We start from the raw sequence: 24983 nt of genomic DNA, 5'->3' as shown, positions 1-24983 counted from the left end.
GACCTGTCGCCTCAGGGCCGCCCTTTGCACCGTTTCGTCGCCGCGCCTGCGCGGTGCCGCTGATCCCGGCGGGCCTCCGGCCCTGCCGCCCGTTCGGACCGGCATCCTACTGATCGGGCCGCTGATCCGGCGGACTCTTTCCATCTGACACGACAACGGACAAAGACGGCCGGACCGGCCGCGGGACCCAGATGGGATGCCCGGCACGGCGGTACCGGCCCAGCCTTCGAGAGGACGATATGACTGGCAATATGCGGACGCGGAACAAGAAGCTCCTGGCCTGGGTCGAGGAGATCGCGCTGAAATGCAAACCGGAGCGCGTTCACTGGTGCGACGGGTCGCAGGAGGAATATGACCGTCTCTGCAACGAGATGGTGGAGGCCGGCACCTTCATCCGCCTGAACGAGGCCAAGCGCCAGAACTCCTTCCTCTGCCGCTCCGATCCGGGCGACGTTGCCCGTGTCGAGGACAGCACCTACATCTGTTCGAAGACGCGCGAGGAAGCCGGGCCGACCAACAACTGGATGGCACCGGAGGAGATGAAGGCCAAGCTGGACGGCCTGTTCGAGGGCTGCATGCGCGGCCGCACCATGTATGTGGTGCCGTTCAGCATGGGGCCGCTGGGTTCCGACATCTCGCACATCGGCGTGCAGATCTCCGACAGCCCCTATGTCGCCGTCAACATGCGCCTGATGACCCGCATGGGCCAGAAGGTGCTGGACATCCTGGGCGACGGCGACTTCGTCCCCTGCCTGCATTCCATCGGCGCCCCGCTGGAGCCGGGCCAGCAGGACGTTCCGTGGCCCTGCAACGCCGACAACAAGTACATCGTCCATTTCCCGGAAGAGCACCGCATCGTCTCCTACGGCTCCGGCTACGGCGGCAACGCGCTGTTGGGCAAGAAGTGCTTCGCGCTGCGCATCGCGTCCTCCATGGGCCGCGAGCAGGGCTGGCTGGCCGAGCACATGCTGATCCTGGGCGTGGAAAGCCCGACCGGCGAGAAGACCTATGTCGGCGCCGCCTTCCCGTCGGCCTGCGGCAAGACCAACTTCGCCATGCTGGTCCCGCCGAAGGAGTTCGAGGGCTGGAAGGTCCGCACCATCGGTGACGACATCGCCTGGATCAAGCCCCAGCCGGACGGCACGCTGCGCGCCATCAACCCGGAGGCCGGCTTCTTCGGCGTCGCCCCCGGCACCAGCGTGAAGTCGAACCCGAACGCGCTGAAGACGCTGGACCACAACGTCATCTTCACCAACGTCGCGCTGACCGACGACGGCGACGTGTGGTGGGAAGGCCTGACGGACGAGGCGCCGGCGCACCTGATCGATTGGCAGGGCAAGGATTGGACCCCAGGCTGCGGCCGCGTCGCCGCCCACCCGAACAGCCGCTTCACCGCGCCCGCCGCGCAGTGCCCGTCGATCGACCCGGCCTGGGAGGATCCGGCCGGCGTTCCGATCAGCGCCTTCATCTTCGGCGGCCGCCTGTCGAAGACCTTCCCGCTGGTGTTCGAGGCCTACAACTGGCGCGAAGGCGTCTATTGGGCCGCGACCATGGGCTCGGAGGCCACCGCCGCCGCCGTCGGCCAGGCCGCCATCCGCCGCGACCCGTTCGCCATGCTGCCCTTCTGCGGCTACAACATGGCCGATTACTGGAACCACTGGCTGTCGATGGAAGGCAAGGTGGAAAGCCTGCCGCGCATCTACCGCGTCAACTGGTTCCGCAAGGACGAGAACGGCAAGTTCGTCTGGCCGGGCTTCGGCGACAACATGCGCGTGCTGAAGTGGATCGTCGACCGCGTCCGCGGCCGCGCCACCGACGTGGCGGAATCGCCCTTCGGCTACTCCCCGCGCTACCAGGATCTGAACTGGTCCGGCCTGAACTTCCCGGCCGACAAGTTCGCCAAGATCATGGACATCGACCGCAAGGAGGCCGAGGCCGAGGCGAAGGACCAGGAAGAGCTGTTCAACCGCTTCGGCGACCGTCTTCCGACGGAAATCGAGCAGCAGCGGATCGCCCTGCTGAAGCGGCTGGAGAACAGCCCGGAGGTCTGGCGCATCGGCTGACGGGCCGAAACGCCGCACAGGTAAGGATGGGGGCTGCCGCAAGGCGGCCCCTTTTCCTTTGGGGCTGACAAGGATGAACCGCCTGTCATCTTGGCTTCGCCAAGGCAGCGGCCGGTGGTGTCTCGTGGCGCGGCAAGTCTCCAGCCATTGTGACGGATCCCATTCTTTGCCGGGTCTTACGATCTTTCAGCGATTTAACCGGCTTGCCGCAACGGTCGGGCATAAAGTCGGTCACCCCGGTCCGCGCATTCGAGGGAGGGCGACATCATGACCGACCATCAGCTTCCGCCGGAGGACGGCGACGAGCCTGCAGTGCCGAACCTCGGCGCCGGCCAGGAAGACGCCGGCCCGCTGGCCGCTAGGCGTCAGCCCTGCGCCATCAGCGGCAAGCGCCGGCCCAAACGCGACCTGATCGCACTGGACGCGCTACGCCCCAACCTTGCCGACCGCATCCGGCTGGACCACCCGCATCTGGAGCCGGACTCGCAGATCAGCCGCCAGGAGCTGGCGCGCTACCGCTCGCTCTATGTGGCCGAGCTGCTGCAGGCCGAGCATGGCGAGTTGAGCGAACTGGACCGCGAGGTCGCCGAAAGCCTCGCCCGCCACGAGACGCTGGCCGAGAACCCGGAGGAGGAGTACGACGACCGCCGCACGCTGGGCGAACGCCTGTCGGACGGGCTGGCCAGCTTCGGCGGCAGTTGGGCCTTCCTGATCTCCTTCGCCTTCTTCCTGGGCGTGTGGATGATCATCAACATCATCGAAGGCGATCCAAAGGCCTTCGACCCCTATCCCTTCATCCTGCTGAACCTCGTGCTGTCCTGCCTGGCCGCCATCCAGGCCCCGGTCATCATGATGAGCCAGAAGCGGCAGGAGGCGAAGGACAGGCTGCGCTCCGAGAACGACTACCGCGTCAACCTGAAGGCCGAGCTGGAAATCCGGCACCTGCACGAGAAGATGGATTACCTGATCCAGCGCCAATGGCAGCGCCTGACCGAAATCCAGCAGCTGCAGTTGGAGATCATGCAGGAAAAGCGCCTGCGCAAGTGATCGCTTGCCGACAGGACGGCAGCCGCGTCAGCGCTTGCGCTTGCCGTCCAGTTCCAGCATGCCGCGCAGTGCCGCGATGGTCTTGCTCAGCGGCGTCGGATCGACCGCCTTGGGGGCGGCCTGCTTGGCAACCGGTTCCGCGGGCTCAGCCTCTTCCACGGGAGGGGCGGGCGGCTCGCGGCGGGGCGGCGGGCGCGGCTTGCCGGCACGCGGTTTCGGCGGCGGGGCGGACGGCGGAAGCGGGGGCTCGGACTCCACCTCTTCCTCGATCAGGCCGCGCAGAGCCTTCATCGCCTCTTCGATCTCGCGTTCCTGGGCGGAGCGGCGGCCGGCCGGCGCAGGGTCACGGTCGGGGTCCAGCTCTGGATCGGGCACCGGATCGGCGTCGAAACCGGAGAGCGGATCGTCCCCGCCCCTGTCCTCATCCTGCCAACCGGTCGCCGCGCCGGGGTTCCTATCGGTGTTGCTTTCGGGGCCTTTGCCGATGCCCCTTACCTCCGCAGCAGGCGACTTCCGCGGCAGGGGCGGAGCATCGTCGTCCGGGTCATTGGCCGCATCCTCGATCATCGACCGCAACGCGGCGAGGGTGCGGTCGAAGCCCTCCTCATCCTCCGGCGGCGGGGGCGGTCGCTGGGCACGGCGTTCGGCCCGGTGTTGGTCGAAATCCAGCGGTTCATCGGCCGGCGACGGTGCGGCGGTCTTGGAAGACTTGACCGCCGGCTGGGCGACCGGACGAGCAGCCGGCTTTTCCGGGTCGCGGATCGCGAAGGACAGGATCTCCTCGTCCGACGGCTCCTCATCCCCATCGAAGCCGTCCGCCGTGTCGCGGTCGTCCTCCTCCGCCCGCCAGCGGCCGAACTCGGACTCGGGTTCTCCCCAATCCTCCTCGAAATCCTTGCGCACCAAGATCTTGTGGGAGAAGACCGCCGGCTCGTCCTCTTCCGCTGACCCGTCGATGTCCTCTTCTGTCCCCGGCTGTCCGAAGCGGCGGGCGGTCTCCGGCGGACAGTCTTCCGGTTCGTCGTCCTCGCTCCAATGGGCCTGGGCCAGCAGGCGATGCATCGCCGCCAGCGTCTCGTCCCCACCCTCATCGGGATCGGCGGCGGGGACACTGTTGCGGGCGGTCACCTTTCCGGCGGGCCCAGCCGGAGGTGCCGGATCGTCCCAATCTCCATCGACCGCTTCGCCGCCATCCTGTTCGCCGTCCCGGTCGGGGTCGTCGTCGTCCGGCCTGATCACACCCAGCCGTGCCGCCATGTCCGCCAGTGAAACCGGTTCCCACAGCGGAGCGGCGCCGTCATCCCCCGGACCATCGGCCACCAGATCGGACAGCGGCAGTTCCGACAGCGGCTTGCCGCGCACCGGGGCAGCGGGAGGCGGTGGAGGCGGCGGCGGAGACGGGGTTTGCGCTCCGGCAACCGGACCGCCGCCGCGCAGGGAGGCGAGCAGGCCGTTCAGCGCCGCCAGCGGCGCATCGAAGGACGGCTCCTCGTTCGCGGCCTCGAACGAAGCAGCCGGCGGGGTAGCCAGGATCGGCCGGCTTTCGATGTCGCGGGAGTCGCAGCGCGAGCAGCGGTAATGCGGCGCGATCGACAGCACCGGATAGTTCGGGCCGAAGCGCCGTTCCAGCATGGCACGGGGAAGCACGCCGCCATGCCCGCAGGCGCGGCAGCGCAGTTGCACGTCGGCGTCGATGTCGCGGAGGAACAGCATGCGGGCCATGCCGCACAGTATAGCGGCGGGCCTGCGGCTTTCCCATCCCATTCGGGAGATGTGGCCCGCGCAACGCACCGCTTGCCGCGATGCGGCGGCCTTGGCACAGTCGCGCCATGACGCAAGCGACCCACGACGATCAGGTTCCATCCCCCTGCATCCGGCTCTGCACGCTGGACGAGCAGGAGGTCTGCGTCGGCTGTTACCGGACGCTGAACGACATCATGGTCTGGAGGGATCTCGATCCCGCCGGGCGCCTCGCGGTGCTGGACGCAGCGGACCGGCGTCGTGCGGCGGCGGCGGGGACCGGGATATCGGGGCAGGCGCCTGCTGTGGCGCCCGGCCGGGTCACATCGCGCGGATGACGGTCAGCCCCTGTTCGGACAGGCTGTCGAAGACATCCTTGAACTTCCGCAGATAGCGGGAGCGGTAGGCGTCGAAATCGGCGGCGATGGCCGCCTCGGCATTCTTGGACTTCTTGAATTCGGCCACGCGGTGGGCATTCTCGGCGTGGTAGAGGGCGAAAGCGCCCTTGGTGACCAGATCGTTGCCGGACTGGTCTGCTTTCTGTTTGTCGCTGTTCATCAATCCATGTCCAGGTGGAGCCGACATCCGGCCACCATAAGCCGGATGATCGGCGGGGCAGTTGGTCCGGCCAGCGGGCTGGACCACGGACCGAAAGCCTACGCCCGCTCCGGCGCCCCCGCAATGCTGCGACGCACCATCATGCCACCACCCCGCGCAACGCCGCCATGCGATCACGGTCGACGCGGATGCGGTCCAGATGCTGGGCGATGACAGCGGTGATGGGCAGGGGAAGCTCCTTCGCCATGGCTTCGTCATAGCGGCGCAGGCATTCGGTTTCGCCGCGTTCGACCTCCGCGATGATCGCGGCGCGGTCGTGGCCCATCACGGCGGACTTCAGTTCCAGGAAGAAGCGATGGGCACCGCCCATCATGGTGCCGCCCATGTCGGGCGCCCCGCCCTGTTCGGCGACCAGCCTCTGGATCTCGCGGACGATGGCGCCACGTTGGGCGGCCAGATCGTTGAACAGGGCCTTCAGATCCTCGTCCTCGGCGGTTTCGGCGGCCTGCCGGTAACCTTCGTGACTGTCCTCGACGATGCGGATCAGGTCGTTGAGCGTATCGACGATCTGGTCTTTTTCCATAGCGGCAGGTCCTCCCAAACATCCCCTTCGTTGCCACAACCCTGCCGTAGGGCTGAATGTTCCCGTCCCGCACCGGGAGCAATCGGGGGTGCACCGGTGGGGTGCGCCGACGGCTTCAAGCAGCCGCCCCGGAAACGGAGGGCACGGCGGACCGGCGGCCGAACAGCCCCCGGAAGGTCCCGCCGCGCCACAGGGCGAGGCCATGCCCGGTCAGCGCCATCGCGTCCGACACCAGCCCGAAGACCGATCCGGCCAGCAGATTGTGCCCCGACCCGACCAGCGTCGCGCCGACGAAGAACAGCCGCATCCGCCCGACCGCGCTCTGCCAGCGGCCGAGCGTCGCCAGCAGGAAGCCGGTTGTCGACAGCGCCGACATCGGCCCCTGCCAGGTCAGCGCCGCCACCGCCAGAGCCCCCGGTACGGTCAGTGCATAGAGCAGCCCCAGCAGCCGCCCCGGTTGCCGCCGGCAGCGCACGGCCATCTGCACCAGCCCCAGCGCGCACATCAGCATGCCGGTCCAAGCCCCCAGCAGCAGGAAATGCAGCAGAAAAAGCGTGGACGCCGTCGCCTGCGCCAACAGGATCGCCCGCCGGTCGCCGAGCAGCGTCGACAGTGTTCCGGCCATCAGTCCGGCAATGCCGGTCGCGGCGACGGGAGAAATGGCTGTAAAGGTCGGAAGATAATCCAATAGAAATGCCGTCATGGAGCGCCTTCGCATGAAGAACATGCCGCAATGCAGCGAAGGCGGCGGACGCTAGTCTCCGACGGTTAACTGGTTATGAACGGCGGTGTGACCGGAAACAGACTAAAAGATGACCGCGCCATGACCCCAGACAATTGGCGGCATCAATCATGTGAAGCGTGCCAAAGTCTGTGGTGACTATTGTGTGTTCTCTGCACGGCCGCTCGAAAACGAACGGTTTTGATCCGCTTGCCTACACGGAAGGGCAACGATTTCGGGTTGGAACCTGTCCATCCTTGTTGTTGGCAACGCGGTGCGACGACGGCATTCTCGCTCCGCCACGACCGCGTTGTTATCGACGCCTATGGACGCGTTTTGGCCGTGATCGGGGGATCACCGCAAACCGGGGGAAAGACCATGGCGCTGTACGGACGGCATCCCGCCTCGCTGGGATGGGAACCGAAGCCGAAATCGGCCAAGACCGGCGCCGCGCGCGCCCAATCCGGGCGTGCGGCGCGCAACGGTCCGCTGTGCTGTGCCTGCGGCCGGCCGATCCGCACGGGTGATCCGCATTGGGCCGGCCATGGCGACCAGCGCCCCTGGCATTACGCCTGCGCCGAGCGGGCGGGTCTCACATGGTCATGGGCCTCCCGCCCGGCCATGCCCCCTCTTCCCGCCGCGGAGATGGATTGACCGCGGCTTTTCCGTCCTCGGTGCTCACCGGAACTGCGGCGCCGCCCGATCCGGCCAGCGCCTCCTCGCGTCCCCGGCGATAAGCATCACGCTCCGCCTCCAGGATGGTTTCCGCCAGCCGCCGTTCGAACTCGCGCTCCACCAGGGCGGAGAACAGGTCGATGCGGAAGCGCGCTTGCAGGGACCGGCTGAGGCGGCGTGCTCGTTCGATTGGCTGCATGGGCGTTCCCCTTCGGGCAGACGGACGATACCACCCAGCCTCAAGGATCGCCGCCAGCCCGGCAACCACCCCATCGGCGAACTGCCAACGCAAAAGAGAGCGCCCATCCGTACCCACCTGCACAGACCGCTCATCCATCACGACCAATTTTTCAAAAGGGAAATTTTCAAAGCCGCAACCGATGCGGCGTTTGGAGCGGGTGAAGGGAATCGAACCCTCGTCGTAAGCTTGGGAAGCTTCTGCTCTACCATTGAGCTACACCCGCGCGCCCGCTGTTTATAGGCGAGCGGCGCGGCGGATACAAGAGCGGAATCAAGCACTCCCGTGCGCAGGATCGCTGATCGCCGGAGCGGGGGCTGGAGTGGGAGAGGCCGCTGCCTGCGGAGGGGATTCCTTGGTCCGGACCGGTGCGTCGGGGCGGCCGGAGATGGCGCGGGCGACGCCGTCGGCGACCACGCGCTGGCAATGGTCCGCCAGAGCCTTGCGGCTGGAAAAGCCGTCGATGGTCACCGGCGGGTGGAACTCCACCTCGATCGTCATGCCGCCGAGGCGGAAGGCCTGCCACAGGTGCGGCACCAGATCCATGTCGCCGTACCACGCATAAAAGGGGCGGAAGGCGATGCCCATCGGGATGCCGTCAAGCCGGGTGGCGGCGACGCTGACCGGCTGGACCGTCAGCGGATGGCCGTCGATGCGGCGGGCGGCGACGGCGAACAACGCGGTCTTGAAGGGAAGGGTGCGGTTGCCGTCGCTGGAGGTGCCTTCCGGGAACAGGATCAGGCTGTCGCCCGCATCCAGGCGGCCGCCGATGTCGTCGCGCTGCTTGTCGACCGAGGTGCGGGCCTTGCGCTCCACAAAGACCGTGCGCTGAAGCCGGGCGAGCAGGCCGAAGAAGGGCCAGGTCCCGACCTCCGTCTTGGCGACGAAGGAACCGGGGATCAGCGACCCCAGCACCGAGATGTCCAGGTAGGAGGAGTGGTTGGACACGAACAGCACCGGTCCGCCGGACACCTGTTCGCCACGCACCACCACGTCCAACCCCATCAGGCGGGTGCAGACGCGGTGATAGAAGCGCGGCAGGGTGCGGCACAGCAGCCATCCCCGCGCCACGGCCAACGCCTGGAGCGGGATCAGCAGCAGGGTCCACAGCAGGTAAAGGCTCAGGCGCAGGGCCCCGCGGCCGGACGATCCCAGGGCGCGCGCGGTACGGGTCATGATCGCCTCAGCTGCCCTGGCTGTCGCGGCTGCGACGTTCGTAATGCTTGAAGTACTTGTCGGTGATCAGGTCGGTCTTCACCACGATGCAGACATCGGTGGTGTTGAACTGATGGTCGATGACCGCACCGTCGCCGATGAACCCGCCCAGGCGCAGATAGCCCTTGATCAGCGGCGGCAGGATGTTCAGCGCACGCCGGGGATCGATGCGGTCCTTCGGCATGCGGTCGAGCGAGACATGGCGTTCCGGCAGCGCCGTCGCCCGCAGCTCCGGCGGAGCGAGGTGATGGTGGTACAGGTAGGACAGCGGCTCCGCCAACGCATCGGGGTCGGTGCCGGGCAGGCTGGCGCAGCCGAACATCAGGGCGATGTCATGCTGGAAGACATAGGCGGCGATGCCCTGCCACAGCAGCTGCATGCTGCCGCGCGAGCGGTAGCCGGCGTCGACGCAGGACCGGCCCAGTTCCAGCACCTCGCCGGGATAGCTGGCGAGCCGGCCGATGTCGTATTCATCGCTGGAATAGAAACGCCCGACCTTCTCGGCCGCGGGCCGGCGGATCAGGCGATAGGTGCCGACCACCATGTCCGGACCGTTGCCGCGCGCATGGTCGATGACCAGCAGATGGTCGGCCACATCGTCGTAGTCGTCGAAGTCGCGGCCCTGGGCCTGCATGGCGGGAGAGGGGATCGCCGCCATCTCCTCATAGAAGACGCGGTAGCGCAGGGCCTGCGCCCAATCGATCTCCTCCGCCGAACGGGCCAGCCGCACCTCCAGCGTGCCCAGGCGGATGCCGTCCATGAGCCTGCCGGAGACCGCCGCATCGGAACCGACGGCGTCCTGTGTGGACGCTTCGCCCCGCTCCGGGCTGGTCCGGGTCATGTCCGGCTGGTCCAAGCTTGCATCAGCCATGTCGACGGTCCGCTGCGATGGTTCGGGACGATGCGCCGCGCCGGCTGTTTCCGCCGGGGCCCGGGCGGCCACGTCGGCACGAACAGCGTCGCACGCAGCGCAAGGGATAACACGATCAGGCGGTTCCCGGTCAACCGACATCGTATGGCGCCGCCGGCCGGTCGGGACCGGCATCCGCGGTCCTGCAGGCAGGGGCGTCGGACCTATGGTTTGGGGGCTATCGCCTGGCCACCACGGTTTTCAGGTGAGGTTTTCAGGTGAGCGCGAGCGGGACGACCGCGAAAGGGCAGGAGCGGCGGCCCAGGACGTAAGGCGCACCGGAAGAGTATGGGCCGGAAGAGGGCGGGCCAGAGCGGGGGCGCCGTGATCGGCATCCGCCCGCCCTGCGGAAACTCCGATCCTCAGGCGCCGCGGCGGGCGCGGGTGCCGAGGCCGATCTGCTTGGCCAGCGAGCTGCGCTGGCGCGCGTAGTTCGGCGCAACCATCGGATAGTCGGCCGGCAGGCCCCAGCGGTCGCGGTATTCTTCTGGGGTCATATTGTACGCCGTCTTCAGATGGCGCTTCAGCATCTTCAGCTTTTTGCCGTCTTCCAGGCACACAATATAGTCCGGCGTGACCGACTTCTTGATCGGCACTGCGGGCTGCGGCCGCTCCTCCGCCACCACCGGTTCGGTACCGACGTTGGCCAGCGACTTGTAGACCTGCTCGATCAGGGTCGGAAGATCGGTCAGTGCGACTGTATTGTTGGAGACATGCGCCGCCACGATCTCCGTGGTCAGAGACAACAGCGCGTTGGAAGGGGACCCGTTGCTCATGTAAGCTTGCTCCGCGGCATTCGTACCTCACCATATAAAGAGGTTTTCTGCGGCGTGCAATATCCATCCTTTGGAACAAAGAGGAATCGGTGACCGAAAAAAGCTCCACAGACTTGTTTCTCGACATCACCTCGCAGGTTTGTCCGTTAACCTTCGTCAAGACCAAGTTGATGGTGGAGCGGATGGACGCGGGGCAGACTCTCGAAGTCCGGCTGAATGCGGGCGAACCCTTGGAAAACGTTCCACGATCCTTGTTGGAGTTGGGTCACAGCATTCTGTCTGTCCACCCCGAACGATTGGATGAACCGGAGGGAGTCCACCGCCTGATCGTACGGAAAAATTAACCCCTATGCCCCGTCGAGATTGCGGCGCAGCACAAGCGCCGCGACCCGACCGTCAGGTCGTTTGTAGTATCCGGGACGGCGTCCGACGGAAAAGAAGCCGCAAACCTTGTATAGAGTCCATGCCGCCTGGTTGTCTTCGGCGACCTCGAGAAACAGCGCAGTCGCCCCCAGGTCACGGGACCCGGCGACCGCCGCCTCGACCAGCAGGCGGCCGACGCCGCCCTGCCGGGCCTTCGGCAGCACGCCGATCGCCAGGATCTCCGCATCCTCCGCCGCGACCCGGGCCATGACGAAACCGACCGGCTGGTCCTGCACGTCCAGCGCGATGACGGCGAAACCGGCAGGCGGAGCGGTCAGGGTGGCGACCGACGCCTCGTCCCACGGATCCTCCGGGAAGCAGGCCTGCTGCAGGGCGGCGACCACCCCGGACTCCAGCGGGCCGGCAGGGTGAAGGCGGACGGCGGGCGCGGTCACGACCCGTTTCCCGATCCGCCCTTGCGGCCGTCCCCGGGGCCGGCCTTGGCATCGGTCGCCTTCGGCACGGTGACCGCCTTCGGCAGGGTGACGTCGGGCGGACGAAGATAGAAGGGCTCGGCCGGCAGGCCGGTCGGACGGGCGGCCCCCAGCGCCGCCACCACCGCGGCATCCGGCAACCCGTCGCCCGCCGCCACCGCCAGCCCGGACCGGCCGGCCAACAGCGGGACCAGCGCCGCCGCCGCGTCGCCGGCCAGCAGCAACGGTCCGGACGGGCACAGCGCGTCGAGCCAGCCGGGGATCGCCGCCGGGTCCGGCATCGCCGGCTCCCCCACCGGCGCGAGCGCGGCGTCGTAGAACTGCAGGAAGGGCTCGGCCCGCCGGCTGTCGACGGCGACCAGCAAGGGGCGCCCGGCACGCTCGGCCTCCGGCACGCCATGGGCGATGGCGTCGAAGCTGGTGATGCCGACCACCGGAAGATCCCGCGCGACGGCGATCCCGCGGGCGGCGGCCAGCGCGATGCGCAGCCCGGTGAAGGCCCCTGGCCCGACGGTGACGGCGATGCGGTCGAGGTCGCCGAACGCGGCGCCGGCCTCCGCCAGCACCTCCTGCGCCAGCGGCACCAGCACTTCGGCCTGCCCGCGCGCCATCGGGGCACTGCGCCGCACGGTCACGCGTGGCGCCCCACCCGGGGCACCCGCCAAGCCGACAGTGCCCTCCCACAGCGCGGCCGAACAGCCGGACGTCGCCGTATCCAGACCCAGAACCTTCATCGCCCCACCTTCCTTAACCGCCGCCGTATCGGGTTTGCCGCCACGCCGGTCCGTCTTCATACGAGCCTGCCTTCACCATGGATTGCAGGCCGGGCACAATCCCGCACGAGCCTGCATGGCCTGCCGGCCTCGGCATGGCAGACCCGCGACCATGGCAGGCGGCGCCGGCGCCATGCTAGAGGTCGTGCCTCTTCCCAATACGCCGACGATTGCCCTTTCCATGCTGACCGAAATCGCGCCTCCGGCCTTCGACATCGACCTGGAGCTTCTCTACGCCACCGCCGACAACCTGTCGGGCGCGCCGATCTACCGGTCGGCGGTGTGCCTGCTGCACCCCGACGCGGCCCGCCGGCTGACCGACGCCATCCGGCTGGCGCGCGGCATCGGCTGCCGGTTGCGGGTGTACGATGCCTTCCGCCCGGCAGAGGCGCAATGGCGGCTTTGGCACGCCTTTTCCGATCCGACCTACATCGCCGACCCGCGGCTGGGCTCCAACCACACCCGCGGCGTGGCGATCGACCTGACGCTGGCCGATGCCGCCGGTGTGCCGCTGGACATGGGCACCGGGTTCGACGCGATGACCGAGCGGTCGCACCACGGCCGCAGCGACCTGACGGCCGAGCAGCAGCGCAACCGCGCCATGCTGCTGGGGGTGATGGTCGCCGCGGGCTGGGAGCACTACCCGTCGGAATGGTGGCACTACCAGCTGCCGGATGCCGGGCGCTACCCCCTGCTGACCGACGCCGCCGCCGGCGGGCGGCTGATGTAGGAGCGGCCGACATAGGCCGGGCAGCATCCCGATGCCGTCCGTATCGGGGCGTGTGCTGCGGATCACGCGTTCCATTGTTGCACGCGCGCACCGCATCGCTGCCCTCAGCGGGAAAGTGGCGGTCGGCGCTTGTTCGCATGGCGGAGACTATGGCACACCCTTTGCGTCGGGGCGGAGGTCGTCCCGGCCAGCCTATTCCGCAGGGCGCCATGCCGTTCCGTCGTGCCGTCAAGGTTCTCGCTGCCGCCGCGCTGTCCGTCTGGACCGCGCTCGTGCCGGCGTCGCGGCCGGCCATGGCCGACTCCGCCTCTCCGCCGGGCGCCAGCGCGGTCGTCTTCGCCTATGACCGCTTCGGCGAGGACCAGAACCCCTCGATCAGCATCCGCATCGACCAGTTCGAAGCCCATCTGGACGAACTGACGGACGGCGACTACCGCGTCCTGCCGCTGCCGAAGATCCTGGACGCCCTGCGCACCGGGAAGCCGCTGCCCGACCGCACTGTCGCCATCACCATCGACGAAGCCAGCCGCTCCGCCTTCACCGAGGCCTGGCCGCGGCTGAAGGCGGCCAATCTGCCCTTCACGCTGTTCGTTGCGACCGACGCGGTCGACCGCGGCTCTCCCACCCACATGACCTGGGGCGAAATCCGGCAGCTGGCAGCGGCCGGCGTCACCATCGGCGCGCTCGGCACCTCGACACAGTCGATGCTGGCGCGCAGCCCGGACCAATTGGCCGCCGACCTGCGCCGGATGTCCGACCGCTTCCAGACGGAGCTGGGACGGCGCCCGACGATCTTCTCCTACCCGCAAGGGGAGTATTCGCTGGCGGTGCGGCAGCTGGTGATGGACCAGGGCTTCGCCGCCGCCTTCGGCCAGCAGTCGGGCGTGCTGCACGCCCAGGCCGATCCCTGGGGCCTGCCGCGCTTCGTCATGAACGAGACCTACGGCAATGTCGACCGGTTCGAGCTGGCGGCCAACGCCCTGCCGCTGCCGGTGTCGGACCTGACGCCTGACGACCCTCTGGTCACCGTCAATCCGCCCCCGCTGGGCTTCACCATCGCCGACGGGGTGGGGGACAGTTCAAAGCTGGCCTGCTTCGCCACCGGCCAGGGCCGCACCGCGCTGGAACGCATCGCGGAGGACCGGGTGGAGGTCCGCATCAAGGACCCCTTCCCGCCGGGCCGCGCCCGCGTCAACTGCACCCTGCCGACCGCCGACGGCCGCTGGCGCTGGCTGGGCGTGCAGTTCCTGATTCCGGAATGACGGCCTGAGGCGTTTCCGCGGGGATTTCCTCGAAGCCCAAGGGCTCCGATAGGGCATTGGCGGCACGGCCTGTGGCGCCTATGGTGCCGGCCCTGGCGCGCCGTTGCGGCGTGCGCGGCAAACCCGGGAGGGAGCGATGGCGCAAGGCCCCCAGATGCAGAACGGACAAGTGACGAATGGACCGGGATCCGACATCGGCTGGGCCGATACGGTGCGGTTCCGCCTTCCGCCGGGCTGGGCGGTCGATGTGGAAGAGCATGAGGGCCAGCCCGTCGGCACCTTCCGGCCGCCACCTCCGGCCGCTGGCGTGCTGCGGCTGGTGACCGACCGGGTGACGCCGCGGCCGGAGTCCGGCGGCGCGACCGGCACCCTGCAGGAGATGGCCCTTCGCTTCGTCAGACCGCAGGATCCGCGGGCCGGCGACCGGACGGTGGAAAGCCGGGCCGACGGTGCTGTGATCGCCCAGGCGATGATGCGGACGGAAGAAGACGGCCGGGCCGAGACCCATTACCTGTGGCTGGTCGGCGCGACACGCGCGGAAGCGGCAGGGACCGTTGGGGGAGCAGTGGCCGCGGTCGCGATGTTCAGCTTCGCGCTGCCCGCCCTGATGGATGGCGACGACTCCTGCGCCGAAATGCTGGGCCGGATCGACGACGCCATCCGCAATGCGGAGATACTGTAGAACCTGACGGCTGCCGCGCCCGAAACGCCGGTATGCCTAAAGCCGGGATACCGGTCAGCAGTGGCCGGCGCCGGTGGCCATCAGCGCCTTCAGGCGGACGGACTTCGGATCGTGGGCGACCGCCGCCTCTTCCGCGGCCAGGGCGGCGAGGCTGATGAAGCGCGCGAGGTCGTCCAGATCGCAACGCGTCGCGTCGCTCATCAGGCTGTCCAGGCAGGACTTGATTGCCAGGGCCACATCGCGTCGTTCGTCCATCATCGCGCTTCCCTTTCACACCTGTGTGACCAGCTTTGCATGGAACCGCATGCTGTGGTGGCTGCGACGCAGACGTCGCCGGCCCGACCCTTTGCGGTCATCCCCTATAGGGCAAAGGAGATATCATATTCCTTTCGTGGTTTCACTAATAGATTTGCCATTCCATGAATAAACACAGCAACCGCGAATTGATTGGAAGAAGCTTTGCACGCCGTTGCTTGTTAATGAAAGGTTAACTCCAGAAGATGGTTCACAGTCGAACTATTATTCACTTGTAACACTGGTGACGAGTTGAATCAGATGCGATGAATATCGGGATATTCATCGTCGCGGATTTGAATACATCGGTATTCTACTGCCGCGCGATGCGGACCGGCAACGCCTGCGGGAAGGACGAGACTGCAGCGTTTTTTCCCCGCTTTTGCAGGCCGAAAGGCGCGCCACCCTGTTGCAGCCCGAAACGGCTCCGCCTATATCTCCGCCAGCACGGGCCGGACCCGGGGGCCTTGCTCTCAAGCATCGCTCCCCCGCGGACCAGACCCTCAAGCGCTCCACCGACGTTTCACCGACCCAATGGGGATCGCGGCGGTGCCGGACCAGACGGGCCGCCACGCATCTGCCGAACGAAAGAGGCTGAACATGAGCAAAGTGATTGGTATCGACCTCGGCACCACGAACTCGTGCGTCGCCGTGATGGAAGGCGGCAGCGCCAAGGTGATCGAGAACGCCGAGGGCGCGCGGACCACGCCGTCCATGGTCGCCTTCAGCCAGGGCGGCGAGCGGCTGATCGGCCAGCCCGCCAAGCGCCAGGCGGTCACCAATCCGGAAAACACCCTCTTCGCCATCAAGCGTCTGATCGGCCGCCGTTTCGACGATCCGCTGACGAAGAAGGACCAGGGCCTGGTTCCCTACCGCATCATCTCCGGCGACAACGGCGACGCCTGGGTCGAGGCGCACGGCAAGAAGTACAGCCCCAGCCAGATCAGCGCCTTCATCCTCACCAAGATGAAGGAGACCGCCGAGAACTATCTGGGCGAGAAGGTCACGCAGGCGGTCATCACCGTCCCGGCCTACTTCAACGACAGCCAGCGCCAGGCCACCAAGGACGCCGGCAAGATCGCCGGCCTGGACGTGCTGCGCATCATCAACGAGCCGACGGCCGCCGCGCTGGCCTACGGCATGGAGAAGAAGGGCACCGGCACCGTCGCGGTCTATGACCTGGGCGGCGGCACCTTCGACATCTCCGTGCTGGAGATCGGCGACGGCGTGTTCGAGGTGAAGTCGACCAACGGCGACACCTTCCTGGGCGGCGAGGACTTCGACAGCCGGGTCATCGAATATCTGGCCGACGAGTTCAACAAGGAGCAGGGCATCGACCTGCGCAAGGACAAGCTCGCGCTGCAGCGCCTGAAGGAAGCTGCGGAAAAGGCGAAGATCGAGCTGTCGTCCACCACGCAGACCGAAGTCAACCTGCCCTTCATCACCGCCGACCAGACCGGTCCGAAGCACCTGAACATCAAGCTGACCCGCGCCAAGCTGGAAGCCCTGGTGGACGAGCTGGTGCAGCGCACGATCGAGCCCTGCAAGGCGGCCCTGAAGGATGCCGGCCTGAAGGCCAGCGAGATCGACGAGGTGATCCTGGTCGGCGGCATGACCCGCATGCCCAAGGTCATCGACGCGGTGAAGCAGTTCTTCGGCCGTGAGCCGCACCGCGGCGTCAACCCGGACGAGGTGGTCGCCATCGGCGCCGCCATCCAGGGCGGCGTGCTGAAGGGCGAGGTCAAGGACGTCCTGCTGCTCGACGTCACCCCGCTCAGCTTGGGCATCGAGACGCTGGGCGGCGTCTTCACCCGTCTGATCGACCGCAACACCACGGTCCCGACGAAGAAGAGTCAGACCTTCTCGACCGCCGAGGACAACCAGAACGCCGTCACCATCCGCGTCTTCCAGGGCGAGCGCGAGATGGCGCAGGACAACAAGATGCTGGGCCAGTTCGATCTGGTCGGCATCCCGCCGGCCCCGCGCGGCGTGCCGCAGATCGAGGTGACCTTCGACATCGACGCCAACGGCATCGTCAGCGTCACGGCGAAGGACAAGGCGACCGGCAAGGAGCAGCAGATCCGCATCCAGGCCTCGGGCGGCCTGTCGGACGCCGACATCCAGAAGATGGTGAAGGACGCGGAGGCCCATGCCGACGCCGACAAGAAGCGCCGTGAGCTGGTCGACGCCCGCAACCATGCCGACGCCCTGATCCACACCACCGAGCGGACCATCAAGGAGAACGGCGACAAGATCCCGGCCTCCGACAAGACCGCCGCGGAAGCTGCCGTCGCCGAGCTGAAGTCGGTGCTGGACAGCGAGGATCTGGATGGCATCAAGGCGAAGACCGACGCGCTGGCCCAGGTTTCGATGAAGCTGGGCGAGGCGATGTACAAGGCCGGCCAGGGCGAGGCCCCGGCTGCGGGCGGCGAGGCGCCGGGCGCCCAGCCGAACGAGCCGGGCGTCGTCGACGCCGACTTCGAAGAGGTCCAGGACGACAAGAAGAAGTCGGCCTAAGGCTTATCTCTTAGGGCAGCAGCTTCTTTTTGATACGGATCTGACGCGAGCATCGATGGCCCGCCGCCTTTTCCCGGCGGCGGGCCTTCGGTATGCTGGGGTCAGGCTCCGGCACTACTCGGACAGTTTGGACCAGAACGACTCAAAGGCGGTCGGCCCCCATGGCGAAACAGGATTATTACGAGCTGCTCGGTGTGGCGAAGAACGCCAGCGCGGATGAGCTGAAAAAGGCTTATCGCAAGATGGCGATGCAGTACCACCCGGACCGCAACCAGGGTGACAAGGACGCCGAGCAGAAGTTCAAGGAAATCAGCGAAGCGTATGACGTCCTGAAGGACGATCAGAAGCGCGCGGCCTACGACCGGTTCGGCCACGCCGCCTTCGAGAATGGCCGTGGTCCGGGTGCGGGCGCCGGGGCCGGCGGCTTCAACTTCGACTTCGGCGGCGGTGGCGGCTTCGCCGACATCTTCGACGAGATGTTCGGCGAGTTCATGGGCGGGCGCCGCGGCGGTGCCGGTGCGTCCGGCCGCGGCCAGGACCTGCGCTACAATCTGGAGATCGGGCTGGAGGAGGCCTTCAAGGGCACCCAGACCACCATCCGTGTGCCCACCACCGTGCAGTGCGACGGCTGCAACGGCTCCGGTGCCGCGGCGGGGACCCAGCCGATCACCTGCCCGACCTGCCAGGGCCACGGCAAGGTGCGGGCGCAGCAAGGCTTCTTCACCATCGAGCGGACCTGCCCCGGCTGCCATGGCGCCGGCAAGGTCATCAAGGACGCCTGCAAGAACTGCGGCGGCTCTGGCCGTCTGCGGAAGGAAAAGACCCTGCAGGTCAACATCCCCGCCGGCGTCGAGGACGGCACCCGCATCCGTCTGGCGGGCGAAGGGGAGGCGGGCTTGCGCGGGGCGCCGGCCGGCGACCTCTACATCTTCCTGGCGATCGGGCCGCACCCGATCTTCCAGCGCGACGGCGCCAACATCCACTGCCGGGTGCCGATCCCGATGACCACGGCGGCGCTCGGCGGTTCGGTGGAGGTTCCGACCATCGACGGCACCCGCACCAAGGTGACGGTGCCGCCGGGCACCCAGTCCGGGCACCAGTTCCGCATCAAGGCCAAGGGCATGTCCGTGCTGCGCAGCGCCCAGCGCGGCGACATGTACATCCAGGCGGTGGTGGAGACCCCGGTGAACCTGACCAAGCGCCAGCAGGAACTGCTGCGCGAGTTCGAGGGCGCCGCCAAGGAAGGGTCGAACCCGCAGTCGGAGGGCTTCTTCGCCAAGGTGAAGGAGCTTTGGGAAGACCTGAAGGACTGATCGGCCAGCAACCGCGGATCCGTTGGACGGGCGGCGTGTCGGTGACGCGCCGCCCGTTACTTTTTGTCGCATGGTGGGAGCTTTCCGTGCTTTCGGAAGGCTGAAACGCCATTTCCACGCAAAAGCCGTTGAAGGGATGGTCATGCGCGTGTAATCACCCATCATGGCTAACTCTTCGGCGACATGCCCGGCTCAAGCCGGGGGCAGGCGGCTGCATGCGGGTTGACAGGCTCCTCGCTGCCCTGTTCGACGCCTTCGTCCGGGGCGACGAACTGCCCACGCTGATCCATCCGGTCAACCACACGCCCATCCTACAGCGGCGGCGCGCCGCGATGATCCAGTCGCGCGTGCGGATGGTGGCGCTGATCTTCGGCATCCTGACCCCGCTGTGGATCGCCATCGACGTCACCGTCTTCGAATGGTCGCTGGCCATCTGGCTGATCGTGCTTCGCCTGAGCGCCAGCGCCGCCTTCCTGGCGCTCGCCTTCGACCGCCGGTCGTGCGAGGACATGACCTGCGCCTGGTGGCGGCTGACGGCACTGCTGGCGATCCCGACGCTGTTCTTCGCCATCTCGCACCCGCTGCTCTACAACCAGGGTGTCGACGATCTGCGCATCGCCGTCAGCGCCGGCTACGGTTATCTGCCCTTCGTGATGGTGGCGGGTCTCAGCGTCTTTCCGCTGACCGCGTTGGAAGGCGCCCTGTTCGCCGCTCCGATGCTGGGCGCCCATCTGGCCGCCGGCTTCTATGGGTCGCTGGTGATGCCGTTCCCGTCCTACATCAGCGCGCTGTGGTTGCTGGCGCTGATCGCGGTGGTGGCGACGCTGGCGGCGATCAGCCAGCTGCATTTCATGGTCGCCCTGCTGGAGCAGGCGGCTCACGACGCGCTGACCGGCGCCTTTTCCCGCCGCATCGGCGAGGAGTTGCTGAAACTCCAGGTCGCCCATGCCGAGCGGGCGTCGCAGCCCTTGACGGCGATCTTCGTCGACCTGGACGATTTCAAGGCGGTCAACGACCGCTTCGGGCACGAGGAGGGCGACCGGGTCCTGCGCCATGCCGCCAACACCATCCGCAGCCTGCTGCGCCAGTCCGACGCGCTGGTTCGCTGGGGCGGGGAGGAATTCCTGATCATCATGCCCGACACCCCGATAGACGGCGCGATGATCGCGGTGGAGCGGATGCGCCGCGCCGGTTTCGGCAAGCGGCCGGACGGCAGCCTGCAGACCGCCAGCATCGGCATCGCCGAGCAGGCCACCGACCACCCCGCCGATTGGGAAGCCCTGGTGGAGTTGGCCGACCAGCGCATGTACCGCGCCAAGCAGGACGGCAAGAACCGGGTGATCGGACCGGGCGACGGCATCGTTCCGAACACCGACTCCCATCCCTGGGACGAGATCCTGGCCTAAGCGGCATCGAGCGGGTATTCGCGCAGAGCCTCGTACACCGCACCGCCGTTGCCGAGGTGGCTGCGGTAGAGCGTGACATGCTCCACCGGCATCGGGCCGACGCGGAACAGGCCGCGGTCTGACAGGAAGCGGCCGATGCGGTCGGCAGGCGCGTCCTTCAGCCGGGCCAGCGTGACGTGGGGGGAGAATTTCCGCTCTTCCGCCGGCAGGCCGCAGCGGACGAGCGCGGATTCGACCTTGGCCTGCAGATGGGCCAGCGCCTCGCTGCGCTCCACCCCCGCCCACAGAATTCGCGCCCGGCGCGCGCTGCCGAACACGCCGACCCCGTCAAGGGTAAGCGGAAAGGCCGGCGCCCGGACGTCCGCCAGCGCGGCGTCGATGTCCATCGCCTGATCTTCCGGCACCTCGCCGATGAAGCGCAGGGTCAGGTGCAGGTTTTCCGGCTCGGTCCAGCGCGCACCAGGCACCCCGCCGGCCAGCCCGGCCAACCGCTGGCGAACCTCCTCCGTCAGGTCGAGGGCGACGAACAGGCGGAGCATGGGGCACCTCCATTGATCGGCGGAGCTAGACCCCCACCTAACCTCCCCCGCTCTCAGCGGACCTACGGTCCGCCTGCCGCGTCAGCACAAAGCAAAGCTTTGTGCGAGAGCTGGGCGGGGGAGGGACTGCCGCTGAACGCCGACAAAGCTCCAATTCCCTCCCCTGCGAAGCGGGGGAGGGTCAGGGTGGGGGCAACCGCAGCCGGCGCTTTACGGACACGGATCCGGCATGCGGTTGTGCACGGCATCGATCTCCGCCATCACCTCCGGCGACAGGGTCACGTCGATGGAGTCGATGTTGGAGATCAGCGTCTCCATCGTCGTCGCCCCGATCAGGGACGAGGTGACGAAGGGTTGCTGCACCGTGAAGGCAATGGCCATCTGGTTGGGTGCCAGGCCGTGGCGGCGGGCGATGTCCAGATAGGCCTCCGTCGCCGCGTCGGCGTTGACCGTGGTGTAGCGCGACGGCCGGTGGTCGAGCGCGCGGCGGCTGCCCGGCGGGATGGCGCCGTTCAGGTATTTGCCGGTCAGCGTACCGGCGGCCAGCGGCGAGTAGGCGAGCAGCCCGACATCCTCGCGCAGGGCCATCTCCGACAGCCCGTTCTCGAAGGTCCGGTTCAGCAAATTGTAGGCGTTCTGGATCGAGGCGACGCGCGGCAAGCCCGCCACCTCGGCGGCGTGCAGGTGGCGCATCACGCCCCATGGGCTCTCGTTCGACAGACCGACATGGCGGATTTTGCCCGCCTGGATCAGTTCCGCCAGAGCCGCCAGCGTCTCCTCGATCGGCACGCCGTCATGCTGCGGCTTGTGCTGGTAGGTGCGGACGCCGAAGCGGTTGGTGACGCGGTCGGGCCAGTGAATCTGGTAGAGGTCGATGTAGTCGGTCTTCAGCCGCGACAGGCTGGCCTCCACCGCCGCGAAGAGGTTGGCGCGGTCCAACCGGGACTTGCCATCGCGCACCCAGCCGAAGCCACCGGCCGGCGCGCCGATGATCTTGCTGGCGAGGATCACCCGGTCGCGCTTGCCGCGCGACTGGAACCAGCTGCCGATCACCTCCTCCGTCTTGCCGTAGGTATCGGCTGTGGGCGGGATCGCGTACATCTCCGCCGTGTCCCAGAAATTGATGCCGCGGTCGAGCGCGGCGTCCATCTGGGCATGGCCTTCGGCCTCAGTGTTCTGGCGGCCCCAGGTCATGGTGCCCAGGCCGATGGCGCTGACCGACAGGCCGGTGCGGCCAAGCGGACGATACTGCATCCGGAACGTTCCTTATTCGAAATGATCTTTACAGAAACAGCGTCAGCACGCCGGTATAGCCATAGAGCCGGTTGTGCGACACTTCGCCCGACGCGAAGAAACCCGTCAGCGGGATGTCGCCGAAGGTCTCGCGGATCATCGACAGCTCGGCATTGGCGGCGCCGAACAGGCCGGGACCGCGGGCGATGCAACTGACATACACCGCTCCCTTCGGCGTCGCCTTCACCCGTTTCTTGAGGCTGTCCAGCATCCGGCGCATGTCGGCGGCGGCGGTCTCATGATCGCGGCGGGTGAACATCACCGGCTGGCCGGTCGTCACCCGTTCGGCGATGGAGATCCAGCCGGCGCGAGGGTCGATGGCGATCAGGTCGCGGACCAGATAGTCCTGGGTGTCGGACCCGGCAATGGGCAGCCCGGCGCAGATCAGCCCGGACACCTGCCGCAGGTCGGCGGCAAGCTCCGGACCGATGTCCTCCTTGAAGACGTCCAGCGCCGGACGGCCGTCGATCTCCAGGATCACGTTGTCGTCGCTGGCGGTGACGGTGCGGGTCGGCCCGATGGGGCGGCAGCCCTGGGTCAGGGCGGTGGCGACCGGCAGGTTGGGCGCGAACAGCACGCCCGACACGCCGCCGTCGGCGACCGGATCGGCGTCCTCGGCCCCGGCGGCGATCTGCGGAAACTCCCCGCGCGAGGCGGTCAGGCCGCCGACCAGGAAGACGCCGGCCTCCTCTGACAGGCGAGACACCAGCCCGGCCATGTCGGCATGGTGCGGATCGACATGGACCAGCGCCAGCGCCGCGCCATGCTTGTCCAGCCAGCCGCCGGCACTGTGGTGCAGGGGCTCCAGCCCGTCGGTCAGGGTGGGGAACAGGCGGAAGCTGTCCTCCGGCAGGCGGGCGGCCATGATCGCCAGCCCCGGCTCGTCGAACAGGGCGTCACCGTTCGCCATCACGCCGATGCCGGCGGTGCCCACCCAATGGCGGATGCCGGTGATGCCGCGCAGCAGGGTGACGATGCTGGTCGCATGCTCCGCCAGCCCGTCGGTCAGGTAGAGGAAGCCCAGGTTGCAGCCGGCGACCGGCCCCAGCTTGTCCAGGCAGGCCTTGACCGTCGGTCCCCACTCCGCCCCGGCGGCGCAGGCGGCGTGAAAGCGGGTGTCGCTGTCCAGGGTAACGGTCATGATGGGTCAGCCTCCGGGTTTTTCGGTAGTCTTCTGGATCTGCGGCAGACTGTCGAGCAGGGCGGTGACGGACGGCAGGATGCGCTCCACGATCGTCGCCACGCCCTGGGCATTGGGATGCAGCCCGTCCTGCTGGATCAGCGACCGTTCCAGCGCCACCCCGTCGAGGAAGAAGGGGTAGAGCGGCAGGTCATAGCTCTTCGCAAGGTCGGGATAGATGGCGTTGAACTTGTCGGTATAGGGCTTTCCCAGGCTGGGAGAGGCGTACATGCCGGCCAGCAGGGTCGGAATCCTGCGATCCTTCAGCGTCTTCAGGATGACGTCGAGGTTGTCCTTCGCCTGTGCGGGATCGAGCCCGCGCAGCATGTCGTTGGCGCCCAACTCCACGATGGCGGCGTCGGGCTTGTCGGCCAGCGCCCAGTCCAGCCGCGCCCGGCCGCCGGCGGTGGTGTCGCCCGACACGCCGGCATTGATGACGGTGACGCTGTATCCCTTGTCGGCCAGCGCCTTTTCCAGCTGGCGGGTGAAGCCCTGCGGTTCCGGCAGGCCGTAGCCGGCGGTCAGGCTGTCGCCCAGCGCCAGCAGCTTCACCGGCTGCGCGGCGTCAGCGCGGGTCGGAACGGTCATCGATACCCCTGACGCAAAAACGAAGGCGAGCGCGGCGCCGATGGCGCCCATGTTGAAAGCCCGGCGGGTCGAGCCATATGGCGATGGTCCGTTCCGCTTGTGCGAGAGTCGCATGTCCAAAGTCCAATCCTCTGCAACGTCGTCCACTTCCATCGCCCGACCCATCCATGATTCCATCGTGGAACTCGACGACGTCCACTTGAGATTGGACAGCGGTGCCGGGCCCGTCAACATCCTGCGGGGCGTGAATCTTCAGGTGGATGCCGGGGAGCGGGTCGGCGTCGTCGGCCCCAGCGGCTCCGGCAAGTCGACCATGATGATGGTGATGGCCGGCCTGGAGCGCCCCAGCGGCGGCACCATCCGCGTTGCCGGACAGGAGCTGAACCGGCTGGACGAGGACGGCTTGGCGCGCTTCCGCCGCCAGCATGTGGGGATTGTCTTCCAGGCTTTCCATCTGGTGCCGACCATGACGGCGCTGGAGAATGTCGCCATCCCGCTGGAGTTCGCCGGGGTCGCCGACGCCTTCGACCGCGCCCGCATCGGGCTGGAGCAGGTGGGCCTGGGCCACCGCATCCACCATTACCCCGGCCAGCTTTCGGGCGGCGAGCAGCAGCGCACGGCGCTCGCCCGCGCCTTCGTGACCGAGCCGTCGCTGCTTCTGGCCGACGAGCCGACCGGCAACCTCGACATCGACACCGGCGCCACCATCGTGAAGCTGCTGTTCGATCTGGCCGAACGACGCGGCACGACGCTGGTGCTGATCACCCACGACCCGAGCCTCGCCGCCCGCTGCGACCGGACGGTCCGGCTGGCCGACGGCCGCATCGCCGACGACGGGCAGGCGGCACGGCGCGCAAGGCTGCAGGCGGCGGGGGAGTGAGGGGGATGGAAAGAACGTTTGCGGTGGGTTCTCCCTCTCCCCCCCGAGGAGAGGGTCGGGGTGAGGGGGGGGCACGGCGTGGCGTAGCCTGGTACGCGACACCCTCGTCACAGACACACTCCTCGCCATGCATCCTCTTCACC

General features: G+C 67.7%; 26 protein-coding genes and 1 tRNA gene. 11 read left to right on the top strand and 16 right to left on the bottom strand.

Translation table 11 applies throughout. The features are described 5' to 3' along the window. Nucleotides 1–239: 239 nt before the first annotated feature. Nucleotides 240–2063 (top strand): phosphoenolpyruvate carboxykinase (GTP), encoded by a 1824-nt coding sequence (locus J2Y49_RS00810; RefSeq protein ID WP_310110969.1) that lies wholly within the window; start codon nucleotides 240–242, stop codon nucleotides 2061–2063. A gap of 267 nt (nucleotides 2064–2330) precedes the next feature. Next, the gene (locus tag J2Y49_RS00805) at nucleotides 2331–3110 is read left to right on the top strand and encodes a DUF1003 domain-containing protein (protein WP_310110967.1); all 780 of its coding nucleotides are present in this window, start codon (nucleotides 2331–2333) and stop codon (nucleotides 3108–3110) included. Nucleotides 3111–3137: 27 nt separating this feature from the next. Here J2Y49_RS00805 and J2Y49_RS00800 read toward each other — a convergent pair whose 3' ends face one another. Continuing rightward, a complete protein-coding gene (locus J2Y49_RS00800) occupies nucleotides 3138–4823 on the bottom strand; it encodes a hypothetical protein (protein WP_310110965.1) in 1686 nt (561 codons plus the stop codon). A gap of 116 nt (nucleotides 4824–4939) precedes the next feature. On the opposite strand from J2Y49_RS00800, the gene J2Y49_RS00795 reads away from it, so the two are divergent. Beyond that, nucleotides 4940–5188 carry a DUF1289 domain-containing protein gene (locus J2Y49_RS00795; RefSeq protein ID WP_310110963.1) on the top strand — a complete coding sequence of 83 codons (249 nt, stop codon included), beginning with the start codon at nucleotides 4940–4942 and terminating at the stop codon, nucleotides 5186–5188. Here the strand turns inward: J2Y49_RS00795 and J2Y49_RS00790 are convergent. The 8 genes from J2Y49_RS00790 to J2Y49_RS00755 all read right to left on the bottom strand — a co-directional run bounded on the left by J2Y49_RS00790 (nucleotide 5172) and on the right by J2Y49_RS00755 (nucleotide 10526). Continuing rightward, nucleotides 5172–5408, bottom strand: coding sequence for a hypothetical protein (locus tag J2Y49_RS00790; RefSeq protein WP_310110961.1), 237 nt, complete (start codon nucleotides 5406–5408; stop codon nucleotides 5172–5174). The genes J2Y49_RS00795 and J2Y49_RS00790 overlap by 17 nt on opposite strands. A 139-nt stretch (nucleotides 5409–5547) precedes the next feature. After that, nucleotides 5548–5991: a PA2169 family four-helix-bundle protein gene (locus J2Y49_RS00785; RefSeq protein WP_014249119.1), complete on the bottom strand. Its 444-nt coding sequence runs from the start codon at nucleotides 5989–5991 to the stop codon at nucleotides 5548–5550. 115 nt (nucleotides 5992–6106) lie between these two features. Continuing rightward, on the bottom strand, nucleotides 6107–6694 hold the full coding sequence (locus tag J2Y49_RS00780; RefSeq protein WP_310110956.1) for a YgjV family protein: 588 nt from the start codon (nucleotides 6692–6694) through the stop codon (nucleotides 6107–6109). Between the two features lie 610 nt (nucleotides 6695–7304). Then, on the bottom strand, nucleotides 7305–7586 hold the full coding sequence (locus J2Y49_RS00775; RefSeq protein ID WP_310110953.1) for a hypothetical protein: 282 nt from the start codon (nucleotides 7584–7586) through the stop codon (nucleotides 7305–7307). Between the two features lie 191 nt (nucleotides 7587–7777). Then, a tRNA-Gly gene (locus J2Y49_RS00770) sits at nucleotides 7778–7851 on the bottom strand. A 47-nt stretch (nucleotides 7852–7898) separates the two neighbouring features. Beyond that, a complete protein-coding gene (locus J2Y49_RS00765; protein WP_310110950.1) occupies nucleotides 7899–8801 on the bottom strand; it encodes a lysophospholipid acyltransferase family protein in 903 nt (300 codons plus the stop codon). 7 nt (nucleotides 8802–8808) lie between these two features. Continuing rightward, the gene (locus J2Y49_RS00760; RefSeq protein WP_310110947.1) at nucleotides 8809–9711 is read right to left on the bottom strand and encodes a GNAT family N-acyltransferase; all 903 of its coding nucleotides are present in this window, start codon (nucleotides 9709–9711) and stop codon (nucleotides 8809–8811) included. Nucleotides 9712–10112: 401 nt separating this feature from the next. Beyond that, on the bottom strand, nucleotides 10113–10526 hold the full coding sequence (locus tag J2Y49_RS00755) for a MucR family transcriptional regulator (protein WP_014249126.1): 414 nt from the start codon (nucleotides 10524–10526) through the stop codon (nucleotides 10113–10115). Between the two features lie 89 nt (nucleotides 10527–10615). Between J2Y49_RS00755 and J2Y49_RS00750 the strand changes: the two genes are divergently transcribed. After that, nucleotides 10616–10870 (top strand): sulfurtransferase TusA family protein, encoded by a 255-nt coding sequence (locus J2Y49_RS00750; RefSeq protein WP_310110930.1) that lies wholly within the window; start codon nucleotides 10616–10618, stop codon nucleotides 10868–10870. Between the two features lie 3 nt (nucleotides 10871–10873). Here the strand turns inward: J2Y49_RS00750 and J2Y49_RS00745 are convergent, their stop codons facing one another. Continuing rightward, nucleotides 10874–11344: a GNAT family N-acetyltransferase gene (locus tag J2Y49_RS00745; protein ID WP_310110927.1), complete on the bottom strand. Its 471-nt coding sequence runs from the start codon at nucleotides 11342–11344 to the stop codon at nucleotides 10874–10876. Next, on the bottom strand, nucleotides 11341–12117 hold the full coding sequence (gene tsaB, locus J2Y49_RS00740) for a tRNA (adenosine(37)-N6)-threonylcarbamoyltransferase complex dimerization subunit type 1 TsaB (protein WP_310110925.1): 777 nt from the start codon (nucleotides 12115–12117) through the stop codon (nucleotides 11341–11343). The genes J2Y49_RS00745 and tsaB overlap by 4 nt, the downstream gene beginning before the upstream one ends. 220 nt (nucleotides 12118–12337) lie before the next feature. Between tsaB and ddpX the strand changes: the two genes are divergently transcribed. From ddpX to J2Y49_RS00725, 3 genes are all read left to right on the top strand, one after another. Then, complete coding sequence (ddpX, locus tag J2Y49_RS00735) at nucleotides 12338–12886, top strand: D-alanyl-D-alanine dipeptidase (protein ID WP_310110922.1); 549 nt, start codon at nucleotides 12338–12340, stop codon at nucleotides 12884–12886. A gap of 209 nt (nucleotides 12887–13095) precedes the next feature. Then, a complete protein-coding gene (locus J2Y49_RS00730; protein ID WP_310110919.1) occupies nucleotides 13096–14148 on the top strand; it encodes a polysaccharide deacetylase family protein in 1053 nt (350 codons plus the stop codon). Nucleotides 14149–14284: 136 nt separating this feature from the next. Further along, the gene (locus tag J2Y49_RS00725) at nucleotides 14285–14830 is read left to right on the top strand and encodes a hypothetical protein (RefSeq protein WP_310110916.1); all 546 of its coding nucleotides are present in this window, start codon (nucleotides 14285–14287) and stop codon (nucleotides 14828–14830) included. Between the two features lie 54 nt (nucleotides 14831–14884). Here J2Y49_RS00725 and J2Y49_RS00720 read toward each other — a convergent pair whose 3' ends face one another. Further along, nucleotides 14885–15088 (bottom strand): hypothetical protein, encoded by a 204-nt coding sequence (locus J2Y49_RS00720; protein WP_014249133.1) that lies wholly within the window; start codon nucleotides 15086–15088, stop codon nucleotides 14885–14887. 636 nt (nucleotides 15089–15724) lie between these two features. On the opposite strand from J2Y49_RS00720, the gene dnaK reads away from it, so the two are divergent. From dnaK to J2Y49_RS00705, 3 genes are all read left to right on the top strand, one after another. After that, complete coding sequence (gene dnaK / locus J2Y49_RS00715) at nucleotides 15725–17641, top strand: molecular chaperone DnaK (protein WP_310110912.1); 1917 nt, start codon at nucleotides 15725–15727, stop codon at nucleotides 17639–17641. 161 nt (nucleotides 17642–17802) lie between these two features. Beyond that, nucleotides 17803–18954 (top strand): molecular chaperone DnaJ, encoded by a 1152-nt coding sequence (gene dnaJ, locus J2Y49_RS00710; RefSeq protein ID WP_310110909.1) that lies wholly within the window; start codon nucleotides 17803–17805, stop codon nucleotides 18952–18954. A gap of 215 nt (nucleotides 18955–19169) precedes the next feature. Further along, complete coding sequence (locus J2Y49_RS00705; RefSeq protein ID WP_310110906.1) at nucleotides 19170–20360, top strand: GGDEF domain-containing protein; 1191 nt, start codon at nucleotides 19170–19172, stop codon at nucleotides 20358–20360. Here the strand turns inward: J2Y49_RS00705 and thpR are convergent. From thpR to J2Y49_RS00685, 4 genes are all read right to left on the bottom strand, one after another. Next, nucleotides 20357–20899 carry an RNA 2',3'-cyclic phosphodiesterase gene (thpR, locus tag J2Y49_RS00700; RefSeq protein WP_310110903.1) on the bottom strand — a complete coding sequence of 181 codons (543 nt, stop codon included), beginning with the start codon at nucleotides 20897–20899 and terminating at the stop codon, nucleotides 20357–20359. The two genes, J2Y49_RS00705 and thpR, sit on opposite strands and share 4 nt — an antisense overlap. A gap of 210 nt (nucleotides 20900–21109) precedes the next feature. Further along, nucleotides 21110–22153 (bottom strand): NADP(H)-dependent aldo-keto reductase, encoded by a 1044-nt coding sequence (locus J2Y49_RS00695; protein WP_310110900.1) that lies wholly within the window; start codon nucleotides 22151–22153, stop codon nucleotides 21110–21112. Between the two features lie 28 nt (nucleotides 22154–22181). After that, nucleotides 22182–23333 carry an FIST N-terminal domain-containing protein gene (locus J2Y49_RS00690; RefSeq protein ID WP_310110898.1) on the bottom strand — a complete coding sequence of 384 codons (1152 nt, stop codon included), beginning with the start codon at nucleotides 23331–23333 and terminating at the stop codon, nucleotides 22182–22184. A 6-nt stretch (nucleotides 23334–23339) separates the two neighbouring features. Then, a complete protein-coding gene (locus J2Y49_RS00685; RefSeq protein WP_310110896.1) occupies nucleotides 23340–23960 on the bottom strand; it encodes an arylesterase in 621 nt (206 codons plus the stop codon). 112 nt (nucleotides 23961–24072) lie between these two features. On the opposite strand from J2Y49_RS00685, the gene J2Y49_RS00680 reads away from it, so the two are divergent. Further along, entirely contained in the window at nucleotides 24073–24840 is a 768-nt protein-coding gene (locus tag J2Y49_RS00680; RefSeq protein ID WP_310110894.1) for an ABC transporter ATP-binding protein, read from the top strand. Nucleotides 24841–24983 lie beyond the last annotated feature (143 nt).

This window comes from Azospirillum sp. BE72 (assembly GCF_031455875.1).
GTDB lineage: Bacteria > Pseudomonadota > Alphaproteobacteria > Azospirillales > Azospirillaceae > Azospirillum.
Note: the sequence above shows the minus strand (reverse complement) of the source record. Positions and strands in the feature narration are given on the sequence as shown.

Excerpts from the sequence above, each read along its gene's own strand:
- J2Y49_RS00810 (WP_310110969.1), top strand. The coding sequence starts at position 240 with ATGACTGGCAATATGCGGACGCGGAACAAGAAGCTCCTGGCCTGGGTC.
- J2Y49_RS00805 (WP_310110967.1), top strand. The coding sequence starts at position 2,331 with ATGACCGACCATCAGCTTCCGCCGGAGGACGGCGACGAGCCTGCAGTG.
- J2Y49_RS00800 (WP_310110965.1), bottom strand. The coding sequence starts at position 4,823 with ATGCTGTTCCTCCGCGACATCGACGCCGACGTGCAACTGCGCTGCCGC.
- J2Y49_RS00795 (WP_310110963.1), top strand. The coding sequence starts at position 4,940 with ATGACGCAAGCGACCCACGACGATCAGGTTCCATCCCCCTGCATCCGG.
- J2Y49_RS00790 (WP_310110961.1), bottom strand. The coding sequence starts at position 5,408 with ATGAACAGCGACAAACAGAAAGCAGACCAGTCCGGCAACGATCTGGTC.
- J2Y49_RS00785 (WP_014249119.1), bottom strand. The coding sequence starts at position 5,991 with ATGGAAAAAGACCAGATCGTCGATACGCTCAACGACCTGATCCGCATC.
- J2Y49_RS00780 (WP_310110956.1), bottom strand. The coding sequence starts at position 6,694 with ATGACGGCATTTCTATTGGATTATCTTCCGACCTTTACAGCCATTTCT.
- J2Y49_RS00775 (WP_310110953.1), bottom strand. The coding sequence starts at position 7,586 with ATGCAGCCAATCGAACGAGCACGCCGCCTCAGCCGGTCCCTGCAAGCG.
- J2Y49_RS00765 (WP_310110950.1), bottom strand. The coding sequence starts at position 8,801 with ATGACCCGTACCGCGCGCGCCCTGGGATCGTCCGGCCGCGGGGCCCTG.
- J2Y49_RS00760 (WP_310110947.1), bottom strand. The coding sequence starts at position 9,711 with ATGGCTGATGCAAGCTTGGACCAGCCGGACATGACCCGGACCAGCCCG.
- J2Y49_RS00755 (WP_014249126.1), bottom strand. The coding sequence starts at position 10,526 with ATGAGCAACGGGTCCCCTTCCAACGCGCTGTTGTCTCTGACCACGGAG.
- tsaB (WP_310110925.1), bottom strand. The coding sequence starts at position 12,117 with ATGAAGGTTCTGGGTCTGGATACGGCGACGTCCGGCTGTTCGGCCGCG.
- ddpX (WP_310110922.1), top strand. The coding sequence starts at position 12,338 with ATGCTGACCGAAATCGCGCCTCCGGCCTTCGACATCGACCTGGAGCTT.
- J2Y49_RS00730 (WP_310110919.1), top strand. The coding sequence starts at position 13,096 with ATGCCGTTCCGTCGTGCCGTCAAGGTTCTCGCTGCCGCCGCGCTGTCC.
- J2Y49_RS00725 (WP_310110916.1), top strand. The coding sequence starts at position 14,285 with ATGGCGCAAGGCCCCCAGATGCAGAACGGACAAGTGACGAATGGACCG.
- J2Y49_RS00720 (WP_014249133.1), bottom strand. The coding sequence starts at position 15,088 with ATGATGGACGAACGACGCGATGTGGCCCTGGCAATCAAGTCCTGCCTG.
- dnaK (WP_310110912.1), top strand. The coding sequence starts at position 15,725 with ATGAGCAAAGTGATTGGTATCGACCTCGGCACCACGAACTCGTGCGTC.
- dnaJ (WP_310110909.1), top strand. The coding sequence starts at position 17,803 with ATGGCGAAACAGGATTATTACGAGCTGCTCGGTGTGGCGAAGAACGCC.
- J2Y49_RS00705 (WP_310110906.1), top strand. The coding sequence starts at position 19,170 with ATGCGGGTTGACAGGCTCCTCGCTGCCCTGTTCGACGCCTTCGTCCGG.
- thpR (WP_310110903.1), bottom strand. The coding sequence starts at position 20,899 with ATGCTCCGCCTGTTCGTCGCCCTCGACCTGACGGAGGAGGTTCGCCAG.
- J2Y49_RS00695 (WP_310110900.1), bottom strand. The coding sequence starts at position 22,153 with ATGCAGTATCGTCCGCTTGGCCGCACCGGCCTGTCGGTCAGCGCCATC.
- J2Y49_RS00690 (WP_310110898.1), bottom strand. The coding sequence starts at position 23,333 with ATGACCGTTACCCTGGACAGCGACACCCGCTTTCACGCCGCCTGCGCC.
- J2Y49_RS00685 (WP_310110896.1), bottom strand. The coding sequence starts at position 23,960 with ATGACCGTTCCGACCCGCGCTGACGCCGCGCAGCCGGTGAAGCTGCTG.
- J2Y49_RS00680 (WP_310110894.1), top strand. The coding sequence starts at position 24,073 with ATGTCCAAAGTCCAATCCTCTGCAACGTCGTCCACTTCCATCGCCCGA.